An 11639-nucleotide genomic window follows, 5' to 3' on the forward strand; every position below is an offset into this window, starting at 1 on the left:
TGGCGGAATGAACGATCTCCTGCTGCGGCCCGGCGGGCCAACAGACGCCACCGCGGTGCTGCGGCTGCTCGACGACGCCACGGCCTGGCTGGCGGCGCGGGGGCGCACCGGGCAGTGGGGCACCGGGCCCGCCTCGACCGATCCGCGCCGCATCGCGCAGGCCGCCGCCTGGACCACCGGCGGTGGGCTGTGGCTGGTGCAGACGGGTGATCGGCCGGTCGGCGCACTGGTGGTGGGCACGGCCACCGAGTACGTGCCACCGGCCACCGAGCCGGAGCTCTACGTGAACCTGCTGGTCACCGACCGGGCGTACGCCGGCGCGGGGCTCGGCGGACGGCTACTGACGCACGCCGCGCAGCTGGCCCGGGAACGCGGCGTCGGCCTGCTGCGGGTGGACTGCTACGCGGGCGACGACCGGGCGCTGGTGCGCTGGTACGAGCGGCAGGGCTTCACCGCCACCGACCCGTTCACCGTGCAGCGCCCGGGACATCCGCCCTGGCCCGGCCAGGTGCTGGTCCGTCGACTCGACTGAGTCGCGCCCCTCAACCGGTCCGGCCGCGCAGCTTCGGCAGCACCCGGTCGCCGAACGCGTCCAGGAACGGCCGCTGCTCCTGCCCGACGTGGTGCAGCGCGATCTGGTCGAAGCCGAGGTCGACGTACTCCTCCAGCCAGCCCACGTGCCGCCCCAGGTCGGCGGAGATGTTGACCACCTCGGCGAGGCGGGCCATCGGCACCTCGGCGGAGACCACGTCGAAGTGCTCGGGCGTGGTCAGATCCCAACAGACCGGCGGGGCGAAGACGTTGCTGCGCCACTGGTCGTACGCGATCGCCTCGGCCTCGGCCTGGGCGGGCGCCCAGCTCAGGTGCACCTGGAGGTGCAGCGGCCCGCGACCGCCCGCGCCCCGGTAGGCGTCGATCATCCGGCGCAGGTGCTCGGTCGGTGCGTTGACGGTGATCAGCCCGTCCGCCCATTCGGCGCACCAGCGGGCGGTCTCCACGCTCACCGCGGCACCCACCAGGGCCGGCGGCTGCTCGGGCCGGCTCCACAACCGGGCCCGGTCGACCCGGACCAGGCCGTCATGGCTGACCTCCTCGCCGTCCAGCAGGGCGCGGATGACGTCGACGCACTCGCGCAGCCGCGCGTTGCGGACGTCCTTGCGGGGCCAGACGTCGCCGGTGATGTGCTCGTTGGCCGCCTCACCGGAGCCGAGGGCCGCCCAGAACCGGCCCGGGTACATCGCGCCGAGGGTGCCGATCGCCTGGGCGATGATCGCCGGGTGGTAGCGCTGTCCGGGCGCGTTGACCACACCGAACGACAGCCCGGTGGCCTGGAGCGCCGAACCGAGCCAGGACCAGGCGAAACCGGAATGGCCCTGGCGCTCGCTCCACGGGGCGAAGTGGTCGGAGCACATGGCCGCGTCGAAGCCGACGCTCTCCGCGTGGGTGACCGCCTCCAGCAGGGCGCGCGGGTGGATCTGCTCGTGGGAAGCGTGGAAACCGATCGCCGTCATGCCGCCGTTGGTTACCCACCCCGGCACGGATGTAAGCAGGGGCCCCTTGTTAACGCCTGCGGTATAGGAAGGGCCCCTTGTTAACGCGCCCCCCGGCTACTCGGCGTGGGCGCCGGCACCTGCACCGGCCGTGCCCTCGCCGATCCAGACGGTCTTCACGTTGCAGAACTCGTGCATCCCCTGGGCCGACAACTCGCGACCGTAGCCGGAGTTCTTCACCCCGCCGAACGGCAGCTCGGAATAGGAGGTGGTCATGCCGTTGATGAAGACGGAACCGGCCACCAGGTCGGCGGCGAAGCGCTCCTGCTCCTGCGGGTCCCGGGTCCAGGCGTTCGAGCCGAGGCCGAAGGCGGTGCCGTTGGCCAACTCGATCGCCTCGTCGTACGACGACACCCGGTACAGCCCGGCGACCGGCCCGAACACCTCCTCGCTCCACATCCGCATCTCCGGACGCAGGTCGGCCAACACCGTCGGCGGGTAGAACCAGCCCTCACCGCCCGGCTTCTCCCCGCCGCAGAGCACCGTGGCTCCCTTGTCGACCGCGTCGCGGACCTGGGCGTCGACCTCGTCGCGGCCCCGCTCGCTGGCCAACGGACCGACGTCGGTGGCGTCGTCCATCGGGTCGCCCACCCGCAGCGCCGACATCCGGTGCGCGAACGCTTCGGCGAAGGCGTCGTAAACCTCGGCGTGCACGATGAAGCGCTTGGCCGCGATGCAGGACTGGCCGTTGTTCTGGCAGCGGGCGGTGGTCGCCACCTCGGCGGCCAGTTCCACATCGGCCGAGGGCATCACCACGAAGGGGTCGCTGCCGCCCAACTCCAGCACGGTCTTCTTCAGCTCCCGACCGGCGATCTGGGCGATCGACCGGCCGGCGGGCTCGCTGCCGGTCAGCGTGGCGGCCCGTACCCGGGGATCGCGGAGGATCTTCTCCACCACCTCGGAGCCGACCAGCAGGGTGGTGAAGGCGCCCTCGGGGAAGCCGGCGCGGCGGAACACGTCCTCCAGCAGCAGCGCGGTCTGCGGCACGTTGGAGGCGTGCTTGAGCAGCCCGGTGTTGCCGGCCATCAACGCCGGTGCGGCGAAGCGCATGACCTGCCAGAGCGGAAAGTTCCACGGCATCACCGCGAGCACCGGCCCGATCGGCTGGTACCGGACGAAGGCCCGGGTGGCGGAGACCGCCGCCGCATCGGCCGGCACGTCGGCGAGGAACTCGGCGGCGTGGCGGGCGTAGAACCGGCAGGCGGTCGCACACTTGGTGACCTCGGCCTTGGCGGCGGCGAGCGTCTTGCCCATCTCGGTGGTCATCAGCCGGGCGATGTCGTCCCGTTCCGCTTCGAGCAGTTCCGCCACCGCGGTCAGCCATCGACCCCGCTGCTCGATTGTGGTGCCGAGCAGTTGCCGGTAGGCCAGGTCGGTCCGTTCGATCGCGTCGTCGACCTGCTCGTCGGACATCGCACCGTACGTCTTGAGCACCTGACCGGTGACGGGGTTGGTGGTGGCGATCGTCATCAGGGCAACTCCAGTCACTCGAAGAGCGAGTGCCGCACCCCGGGCTCCTCCCGGCGGCGAGCGGCGCGGCGACGTTGGATCACGGCCAGGTCGACGACGGCGACCACCGCGAAGACGACGCAGGCGACGCCGAGCCAGGCCAGGTCGGCGCGGAAGGCCAGCACCGCGAACACGATCATGCTGACGAGCCCGAAGCTGGCCAGCGCGAGCCGCAGATTCAGGGCGCTGTACGCGTGGCCGACCGTGCCGCGGGCACGCCGGGGCTGTGATCTCGTCATCACCCCCACCTACCCGGCGCCGACGGGGCTAACCGTCACCCCGCCCGCTTTCGGACGTCACCCCCTCGCCGGTCAGGAACGCCAGGCGCCGCGGGCGGCCGCCTCGGTGGCGTACGCCTGGAAGCTCTTCGGCTCGTGGCCGGTGACCTGACGCACCGCCGCGGTCGGCGCGGAGTCACCGAGGTCGCGCAGCGCCCCGAACGCCGCGATCTCGCCCGCCACCTGCCCGGCCGGCAGCCCCAGCGAGAGCATCACGGACCGGTAGTCGTCGGCGGCGCCGAGATGGCGCACCGGATGGCCGACCGCCTCGGTGAGGATCTGCGCGACCTCGCCGAAGGAGAGCGCCTGCGGCCCGGTGATCTCGTACGTCCGGCCGGCGTGACCGGTGCCGGTGAGGGCGGCCACCGCGACGTCGGCGATGTCGTCGGCGTCGACGAAGCACTGCCGGGCCTCCCCCACCGGCAGGGCGATCTCCCCGGCGAGTACGGCGTCCCGGAAGACCCCCTCGTCGAAGTTCTGGTCGAACCAGTCGGGCCGCAGAATCGTCCACTCCGCGCCGCAGTCGCGTACCGCCTCCTCGGCGGCCATCAGCCGTTCGTCACCCATCGCCTCGATCGCCCGGCTGGAGAGCAGTACGACGCGGCGTACCCCGTGTGCCACCGCCAGCCGGACTAAATCGGACTCCACCGGCATCTCGTGCGGAGCCATCAAATACATCGCGGTGGCACCGGTCAGGGCGGATCGCCAGGAACCCGGATCGGTCCAGTCGAAACGCACCTCCCCGGAGCGGGAGGCCGGGCGGACCGGCTGACCGGCGTCCCGCAACCGACGGACCACGCGCCGCCCGGTCGTACCGGTGGCGCCGAGCACGAGGATCATGTCCTGGTTCGTCATCCGTCCAGTCGAGCAGCCGCCTGTGACAAAGCACTGGTGGCTCACCTCCGCACAGCCCCGGATCACCCGGGCCCTGCAATGGTGGTTGCACGGGCACCAGCCGCCCTGGCGCCCGGCCCGCTGACCGCAGCGCCGGGCAAGCCTGAACACCCGAATGCGCCTACCACGATGGCCGGCGCGGCGACAGGGATCTGCCGCATCCCCGACAGCGCCCCGTCACCACCGACCGGGGCGCGCGTAGAGTCACCATGCCATCGCTCTGCGCTGTGAGGCTGGGGAAGTCATGCCTGGACGTTTGACCACCGCTGCCGTCTGTCTACTCGCGCTTGTCGCGCTGGCCTGCGAGGGAGGCGGGGAGGCCGCGCCCAGACCGACCGGAAAACCACCGGCCGGCTCGCCCAAGGTGGTCGCGGCGCTGGGCGACTCCATCACCACCGGATTCGGCTCCTGCCTGGTGCTGACCTCGTGCGAGCGCAACTCCTGGTCCACCGGGGACGGGCTGCGGGTCGACAGCCACTACCGCCGGCTGCTCGACCGCAATCCGGGATTGCGCGGCAAGGCGTACAACCACGCCAAGCCGGGCGCCCGGGCCACCGCGCTGGCCGGCCAGGCGGAGGCGGCGGTACGCGACCGCGCCGACTACGTGACCGTGCTGATCGGCGCCAACGACGCCTGCCGGGACAGCATCGACGCGATGACCCCGGTGGCCGATTTCCGGGCCGAGGTCGACCGGGGGCTACGGGTGCTGCGCGAGGGCCGGCCGAAGGCCCGGGTCCTGGTGGTCAGCATCCCCGACCTGTACCGGCTCTGGGAGGTCGGCCACGACGACAAGCGCGCGGTACGCGTCTGGCGACGGGGAATCTGCCCGTCGCTGCTGGCCGAGCCGACCTCGACCGCCGCCGCCGACCGGAAACGCCGGGCGGCGTTCCGGGACCGCGTCGACGCGTACAACGACCAACTCTCGGCGGCCTGCCGGGCGTACGGCTCCCGCTGCCGCTACGACCGCGGTGCCGTGCACCGGGTCCGGTTCAACCTGGACCTGGTCAACCCGCTTGACTACTTCCACCCCAACACGTCGGGCCAGTCCCGCCTCGCGGAGGTGACCTGGCGCTCCTCCGGGTACGCCGACTGAGGCTCTCACCCCCGCCGCGGTCGCGGCACCTGGGGGCCGGACTGCCGGTACAGGGCCCGGGACCGGTCGGCGAGGTGCTTGGTGGCCGAAGAGTTCGCCCAGGTGCCGAGGACGATCGCCGCGCCGGGGATGACCTTGGCGAAGGCACGTTTCGCCGCGCGTACGCCGGCCATCTGCGCGAGCCGGACGCCGAGCCGCAGCATCACCCGGCCCAGCGGTGCCCGTTCGCCGCCGCCGAACAACGCCCCGGCCCGCTCCCGCCCGGCCGCCACGCCCAGCGCCACCCGGGCACCCGCGGCGACCTTGTGCACCTTCTGAAGGACCAGCAGATCGGCGGCCCGGTCCGGGTGGCTCGGATCCACCCCGTACGCGGCGGCGATGTGCAGCACCATGCGGGCCTGGGTCCAGGCGAGCACGCCCACGTCGATCACCGCGCCGGGCAGCCCGGCAGCGCCGGAGACCGCACCGGAGAGCCGGGCCCGGTTGACGAAGCGGCGTACCGCCTGCTCCGCCAGCGCCTCGGCGGTGGCGCCCGGCTGCTCGGCGCGGGCCTGCCGAGCCCACGCCGCGGCCTCCGGCCCGAGCCGGCGGACCGCCTCCAGGGCGAGGTGCTCGGGGGCGTACTGCGGATCCTGGCGCATCCGGTCCCAGAGGGTGACCGGCGGCGCCTCGGGCGCATCGGCGGCGTCGGCCGCAGCCGCCGCGCAGACTGGCGGCGGCGAGACAGGCGAAGGCGAGGCGGGCGGGGACGAGGCCGGCGGCACCGGCCGACCATCGGCGGGGGCGGGATCACTCATGGCCTCTCCCTTTGATCGCGGGCATCCATATGTACCCGGACCCGGCAACGGTGTACCGGGGCCGGTGCGAACCGATGCCGGGCCGGGCGGGCCGGCGAAACAGGAATGCGCCAGGATTACGGGTACGTTCTGGCGAACGGGGACGCCGCCGACCTGGCGCTCCCGTTACCCGCATCGAGGGAGGCCGCACCGGTGCTCGACCCACACGAGCTCTACGAACTCACCGACGATCTGCCCGACCTCGGTCAACCGGTCATGATCCAGGCCCTCACCGGATTCGTCGACGCCGGCAACGCCGGTCGGCTGGCCCGCGAACAGCTGTTCAACTCGTTGGAATCCAGCCCCGTCGCCCGCTTCGACCTGGACCAGCTCTTCGACTACCGCTCCCGCCGTCCGGTGATGACCTTCGTGGAGGACCACTGGGAGAGCTACGACGCGCCGGAGCTGGAGCTGCACCTGCTCCACGACGACGACGAGACCCCCTTCCTGCTGCTCACCGGGCCCGAACCGGACCTTCAGTGGGAGCGGTTCACGGCCGCCGTCGCCGGGCTCACCGCCCGGCTGGACGTCCGCCTCACCGTCGGGCTCAACGCCATCCCGATGGCAGTGCCGCACACCCGCCCGACCGGCGTGACCGCGCACGCCACCCGACCCGAGCTGATCGCCGGCTACGAGCCGTGGCTGCAACGGGTGCAGGTTCCCGGCAGCGTCGGTCACCTGCTGGAGTTCCGCCTCGGCGAGGCCGGTCGGGACGCGCTCGGCTTCGCCGCGCACGTGCCGCACTACGTGGCGCAGGCCGAGTACCCGGCCGCCGCCGAGGTGCTGCTGGCCTCGGTGTCGCGCAGCACCGGGCTGCTGCTGCCCCGCGACGGACTGAGTTCGGCCGCCGAGGTGGTCCGGGTCGAGATCGATCGCCAGGTGGCCCAGAGCGACGAGGCGTCGGCGCTGGTTCAGGCCCTTGAGGAGCAGTACGACGCGTACGCCCGTGGTCGCGGCGGCAAGAACCTGCTCGCCGCGGAGAACGGCCCGCTGCCCACCGCCGAGGAACTCGGTGCCGAGTTGGAGCGCTTCCTCGCCGAGCAGACCCGCCCCAACAACGACAGCTAGCTGTAAGGAAGGGCCCCCTATTAACGCCTCGTGTATAGGAAGGGCCCCTTGTTAACACGCCGGCCCCGTCGACCCTGCTGAACACGCCGCCCGGCCGACCCCTGCCGGGCGGGTCGGCCGCGGATGCGGCAGGCTGGCCTCATGCGCCTGGCCACCTGGAACGTGAACTCGGTCAAGGCCCGCCTGCCCCGGCTGCTCGACTGGCTGGCCGGGACCGGGCCGGACGTGGTCTGCCTGCAGGAGACCAAGTGCCCGGACGGTGCCTTCCCGGTGGCCGAGGTGGGCGAGTTGGGCTACACCGTGGCCAGCCACAGCGACGGCCGGTGGAACGGGGTGGCCATCCTGTCCCGGGTCGGCCTGGCCGACGTCACCGTCGGCTTCCCCGACGAACCCGGTTTCCCCGAGCCCGAGGCCCGCGCCATCGCGGCCACCTGCGACGGGCTGCGGGTCTGGTCGGTGTACGTACCGAACGGCCGCACCCCCGACGACCCGCACTACGCGTACAAGTTGGCCTGGCTGGCGGCCCTGCGGGACGCGCTGGACACCGAGCTGACCGGCGCGTCGGCGCTGGCCGTCTGCGGCGATTTCAACGTGGCCCCGACCGACGACGACGTGTGGGATCCGGCGCTCTTCGCCACCTCCACCCACGTCACCCCCGCCGAGCGGGCGGCCCTCGCCGCGCTCCGCGACCTGGGCCTCACCGACGTGGTGCCCACCCCGATGAAGGGCCCGCACCCCTTCACCTACTGGGACTACCGGGCCGGAATGTTCCACCAGAACAAGGGCATGCGAATCGACCTGGTGTACGCCTCGGCGCCGGTGGCCCGCGCGGTCCGCTCGGCGTACGTGGATCGCGAGGCCCGCAAGGGCAAGGGCCCCTCCGACCACGCCCCCATCGTGGTCGACGTCGACCTGCTCCCACCCGTCGAGTCCTTCTGACCCGGACCAGGTCGGACCGGCACCGAGTGTGACCGGCGCGCCAGGACCATGCTTCCCGAAACTGCGCGGAAGCCGCCTACTCCGGAGGCAGCTTGCCGGTCACATACGTGCCCTTGCCTTGGCGGCCCTGAAGCTCACCGGTGATCTGTAGATACTCGATAGCCCTACGCACAGTGCCGATGGCGCAGTCGTACTTGTCGGCAAGCTCCGGCAAAGGGGGCAACCGGTGAGCCAGGATCATGACCCGTGGGCAGAGGAGTTCGCCGACCTTCCCTCCCTGGAGGTTGACCAACATCCTGAGGTCGTCGTCCTGGCCAAGGATGGCGAGCCCGTCGCGTGGGCCTTCGTGCTTCCCGATGGAGACTTCTGGGTAGTCCGCGAGCAGGCACGCACCATCACGCACGGATCATCGCTGTCGGTCCTAAGGAACTTCTGGGCAAAAGTGTACGAGTGCGAAGTGGCTAAACCAGTCCAGCGCACGTAGTCCAGGGAACAGGCGCCGCAAACGCTGGCTGTCGCTCGGGCGTAATGGTCGGGGGACGCTGATTTCAGAGTGAAATCAATATTTCAGGGTGAAATCAATATTTCAGGGTGAAATCACGCCAGTTCGGGATGGGATGCTGGCCGGGCAACCCGACGTGCGGCCGTTCGGCCCTCCGCAGTGCTACCCGATCAACGCTGGTAGAGACGGCACTAGGGTGAGGGCATGGCAGTTGTGAAGATCAACGCGATCGACGTCCCGCCCGGTGCCGGTGCGGAGCTGGAGCAGCGGTTCGCGGCCCGGGCCCGCGCCGTGGAGAACTCGCCGGGGTTCCTCGGCTTCGAGTTGCTGCGTCCGATCGCCGGCGAGAACCGCTACTTCGTCTACACCCGCTGGGAGTCGGAGGAGGCTTACCAGGCCTGGGCGGCGGGGCCGGCCCGGGCCGCGCACGCCGGCACCGAAGGCGGGCAGCAGCGGCGGCCGGTCGCCTCCGGGGCCACGCTGCTGGAGTTCGAGGTGGTTCAGCAGGTGCCCTGAGCGTCGCCTCGCACCGGGGGCCGGGTGTAACCCACGGTGGCCAGCGGCGGATCAGGGGTTGCGGACGGTGTCGAGGGCGGCGAAGACGATCACGTTGTCCTCGTAGCCGGTCCGGCCGCCGACGAACGTGCCGCCACAGGTGATCAGCCGCAGCCCGGCCGGGCCGTCCTGGCCGTAGATGCGGTCCGCCGGGAACCGGTCCTTGGGGAAGCGCTCCACCGACTCCACGGTGAAGGTTACCGTCGAGCCGTCGTCCCGGCTCACCTCGATCTTGTCGCCGGGCCGCAGTTTGCTCAGGTTGTAGAAGACCGACGGGCCGCTCTTGGTGTCCACATGCCCGACGATCACCGCGGGGCCGGGCTCGCCCGGGACCGGTCCCCGGTCGTACCAGCCGGTCTCCTGATGCCGACTCAGCGGCGGTGCGGCGATCGACCCGTCCGGTGCCTCGCCGACCGGCTTGACCGGGGCGGAGACGTCGATCGACGGCACGGCGAGGCTGACCGGCCGGACGGTGGTACGCGCGGCGGTGCTGGCGGCCGACGACTGCTCGCCGACGGCTGCGGCCCAGTCCAGCGGTCCACCGACCGTCCGGCCGAGCCCGGCGCCGGTGGCGAACACTCCAGCGATCACCAAGATCACGGCGAGCGGGAAAGACCAGGGGCTGCGCTCCGGCCGCCCCTTCCGGCGCACCGGTGCGGTGGCGCTGCCGACCCGGGCGCGGCGCGCGACGCGCGGACCGGGGGCGGGCTGGTCGAGGTACGGCTGGAAGAGGTCCGAGCGGGGCGGGCTGCCGGCGGCACGGGCTCCCGGGCGCGGCGGGCTGCCGGCGGGACGGGGCGTACCGGTGGCGGGCATGGCGGCCTCACCGGCGGGTGCCGCGACGACGGACGGCGACGATCCAGAGGACCATGCCGCTGACGGTCAGCGCCAGCCCACCGGGGAGCAGCAGCCCGGCGGTGACGCCACCGGCGGTGCCACCGAAGCCGGTCGCCGGACCGGGGGTGGGCTTGACCTTGCGTACCACCTGGATCATTGTCGACGCGGACTCGCCGCCGCGGCATTCCAGCTTGACCCGGTAGTTGCCGGGCTGCACCCGGTCCCGCACCATGGCCGTGCCGTACAGGAGTCCGCGCTGCGGATGCACCGCGACCTCGCCGAAGGCATCGGAGACCACGGTGTCACCAACCGAGTTGTCGTGGCAGCTCGCGCGGATGCCGACCATGTTTCCCGGTTGCACCATGGTCGGGGTCACCTCGACGAAGACCGTCGGACCGGGCATCCCGGGTTGCCCGCCCGGCTGGCCGTCGGGCTGCCCGGCGGGGTCGGGCTGGCTGCCGGTGAACGGCTGCCCGGCGCGGAGGCCGACGGTGCCCGCGCCGGCCTGATTCGCGGCCCGGGCCGGCGTCGCCGGCATGAGCAGAGCCACCAGCAGCGAGACCGCCAGGGCGACGAGCAGCGAGGCCGCCAGGGTCACGAGCAGCGAGGCCGCGGCGGGAAGAGCGAGCAGGGCAGCCGGGAGTGAGCCAACCGACCGGGCTGGAACGCTGCGAGTCGCTGCCACGATGCCCCCTCTCGGCGCGCTGGAGCAGTCGCCGGGCACCGCCGGACCACCCGGTCTGCCGTACGGGATGATGGTCTCACCCCCGGTCGTACCTCACATCCGATCCGCCGCGATGCTCGCGTAGGCTCGGTTCGCTGTGACCACCACCGAACCGTTCCCCGCCGCCGCGCCACACCCTGCGCGGACGATCCGTACCTTCCACCCGCGTCGGGGCCGGATGAGCGGCCGGCAGGCGGCGGCATTGGCACAGCTGTGGCCGACGTACGGCCTGCGGGTCGACGATGCCGCCCCGTTCGATCCCGTCGGCCTCTTCGGCCGCCAGGCTCCCCTGGTGCTCGAGATCGGATCCGGCATGGGCGACACGACCGTCGAAATGGCCGCCGCCGACCCGGATCGAGACTATCTGGCGGTCGAGGTGCACACCCCCGGAATCGCGAACCTGCTGGACCTCGCGCACCGGCGGGGCCTGGGCAACGTCCGCATCGCCGAGGGCGACGCGTTGGACCTGGTCGGGTTGCTGGCGCCCGACTCGCTGGACGCGGTGCACGTCTTCTTCCCCGATCCGTGGCCGAAGTCCCGGCATCACAAGCGCCGGCTGATCCAGCCGGCGCACGTCGCCCTGCTGCGCTCCCGGCTCGCGGTCGGCGGCACGCTGCACTGCGCCACCGACTGGGCGGAGTACGCCGAGTCGATGCGGGCGACCCTCGACGGCGACCCGGGCCTGGTCAACCTGCACGACGGCTACGCGCCCCGGCCCGCGCACCGCCCGGTGACCCGGTTCGAGCGGCGCGCCCTGGCCGCCGGCCGTCCGATCGCCGACCTGCTCTACACGAAGGTGTAAGGAAGGGCCCCCGGTTAACGCCTCGTGCATAGGAAGGGCCCCCTCCTAACAA

The 11639-nt window shown here is 72.1% G+C and carries 14 protein-coding genes; 6 read left to right on the forward strand and 8 right to left on the reverse strand.

Going from position 1 to position 11639, the window contains the following annotated elements; genetic code table 11:
• Nucleotides 1-7: 7 nt before the first annotated feature.
• Nucleotides 8-532: a GNAT family N-acetyltransferase gene (locus tag AC507J_RS22385; RefSeq protein ID WP_496291133.1), complete on the forward strand. Its 525-nt coding sequence runs from the start codon at nucleotides 8-10 to the stop codon at nucleotides 530-532.
• Nucleotides 533-542: 10 nt separating this feature from the next.
• On the opposite strand, the gene AC507J_RS22390 is transcribed toward AC507J_RS22385, so the two are convergent.
• The 4 genes from AC507J_RS22390 to AC507J_RS22405 form a co-directional block, all read right to left on the reverse strand.
• A complete protein-coding gene (locus tag AC507J_RS22390) occupies nucleotides 543-1511 on the reverse strand; it encodes a TIGR03885 family FMN-dependent LLM class oxidoreductase (RefSeq protein WP_496291134.1) in 969 nt (322 codons plus the stop codon).
• 96 nt (nucleotides 1512-1607) lie between these two features.
• Nucleotides 1608-3020 (reverse strand): NADP-dependent succinic semialdehyde dehydrogenase, encoded by a 1413-nt coding sequence (locus AC507J_RS22395; RefSeq protein ID WP_496291135.1) that lies wholly within the window; start codon nucleotides 3018-3020, stop codon nucleotides 1608-1610.
• A 14-nt stretch (nucleotides 3021-3034) separates the two neighbouring features.
• On the reverse strand, nucleotides 3035-3298 hold the full coding sequence (locus tag AC507J_RS22400) for a DUF6343 family protein (RefSeq protein ID WP_496291136.1): 264 nt from the start codon (nucleotides 3296-3298) through the stop codon (nucleotides 3035-3037).
• A gap of 72 nt (nucleotides 3299-3370) precedes the next feature.
• Nucleotides 3371-4192: an NAD(P)H-binding protein gene (locus AC507J_RS22405; RefSeq protein ID WP_496291137.1), complete on the reverse strand. Its 822-nt coding sequence runs from the start codon at nucleotides 4190-4192 to the stop codon at nucleotides 3371-3373.
• 283 nt (nucleotides 4193-4475) lie between these two features.
• On the opposite strand from AC507J_RS22405, the gene AC507J_RS22410 reads away from it, so the two are divergent.
• Nucleotides 4476-5324 carry a GDSL-type esterase/lipase family protein gene (locus tag AC507J_RS22410; RefSeq protein WP_496291138.1) on the forward strand — a complete coding sequence of 283 codons (849 nt, stop codon included), beginning with the start codon at nucleotides 4476-4478 and terminating at the stop codon, nucleotides 5322-5324.
• A gap of 5 nt (nucleotides 5325-5329) precedes the next feature.
• Here the strand turns inward: AC507J_RS22410 and AC507J_RS22415 are convergent, their stop codons facing one another.
• Entirely contained in the window at nucleotides 5330-6121 is a 792-nt protein-coding gene (locus AC507J_RS22415; RefSeq protein ID WP_496291139.1) for an EcsC family protein, read from the reverse strand.
• A gap of 192 nt (nucleotides 6122-6313) precedes the next feature.
• Here AC507J_RS22415 and AC507J_RS22420 point away from each other — a divergent pair, with 192 nt between their 5' ends.
• Nucleotides 6314-7228: a proteasome assembly chaperone family protein gene (locus AC507J_RS22420; RefSeq protein WP_496291140.1), complete on the forward strand. Its 915-nt coding sequence runs from the start codon at nucleotides 6314-6316 to the stop codon at nucleotides 7226-7228.
• A 141-nt stretch (nucleotides 7229-7369) separates the two neighbouring features.
• Nucleotides 7370-8167, forward strand: coding sequence for an exodeoxyribonuclease III (locus AC507J_RS22425; RefSeq protein ID WP_496291141.1), 798 nt, complete (start codon nucleotides 7370-7372; stop codon nucleotides 8165-8167).
• A 76-nt stretch (nucleotides 8168-8243) separates the two neighbouring features.
• Here AC507J_RS22425 and AC507J_RS22430 read toward each other — a convergent pair whose 3' ends face one another.
• A complete protein-coding gene (locus AC507J_RS22430) occupies nucleotides 8244-8570 on the reverse strand; it encodes a GntR family transcriptional regulator (RefSeq protein ID WP_496291142.1) in 327 nt (108 codons plus the stop codon).
• 303 nt (nucleotides 8571-8873) lie between these two features.
• Here AC507J_RS22430 and AC507J_RS22435 point away from each other — a divergent pair, with 303 nt between their 5' ends.
• On the forward strand, nucleotides 8874-9185 hold the full coding sequence (locus tag AC507J_RS22435; RefSeq protein ID WP_496291143.1) for an antibiotic biosynthesis monooxygenase family protein: 312 nt from the start codon (nucleotides 8874-8876) through the stop codon (nucleotides 9183-9185).
• 51 nt (nucleotides 9186-9236) lie between these two features.
• On the opposite strand, the gene AC507J_RS22440 is transcribed toward AC507J_RS22435, so the two are convergent.
• A complete protein-coding gene (locus tag AC507J_RS22440) occupies nucleotides 9237-10040 on the reverse strand; it encodes a class F sortase (RefSeq protein ID WP_496291144.1) in 804 nt (267 codons plus the stop codon).
• Between the two features lie 7 nt (nucleotides 10041-10047).
• Entirely contained in the window at nucleotides 10048-10665 is a 618-nt protein-coding gene (locus tag AC507J_RS22445; protein WP_496291186.1) for a hypothetical protein, read from the reverse strand.
• 298 nt (nucleotides 10666-10963) lie between these two features.
• Here AC507J_RS22445 and trmB point away from each other — a divergent pair, with 298 nt between their 5' ends.
• Nucleotides 10964-11587, forward strand: a complete 624-nt coding sequence (gene trmB / locus AC507J_RS22450; protein WP_496291187.1) for a tRNA (guanosine(46)-N7)-methyltransferase TrmB — start codon at nucleotides 10964-10966, stop codon at nucleotides 11585-11587.
• Nucleotides 11588-11639 lie beyond the last annotated feature (52 nt).

The organism is Micromonospora sp. PRAS1 (assembly GCF_059553435.1).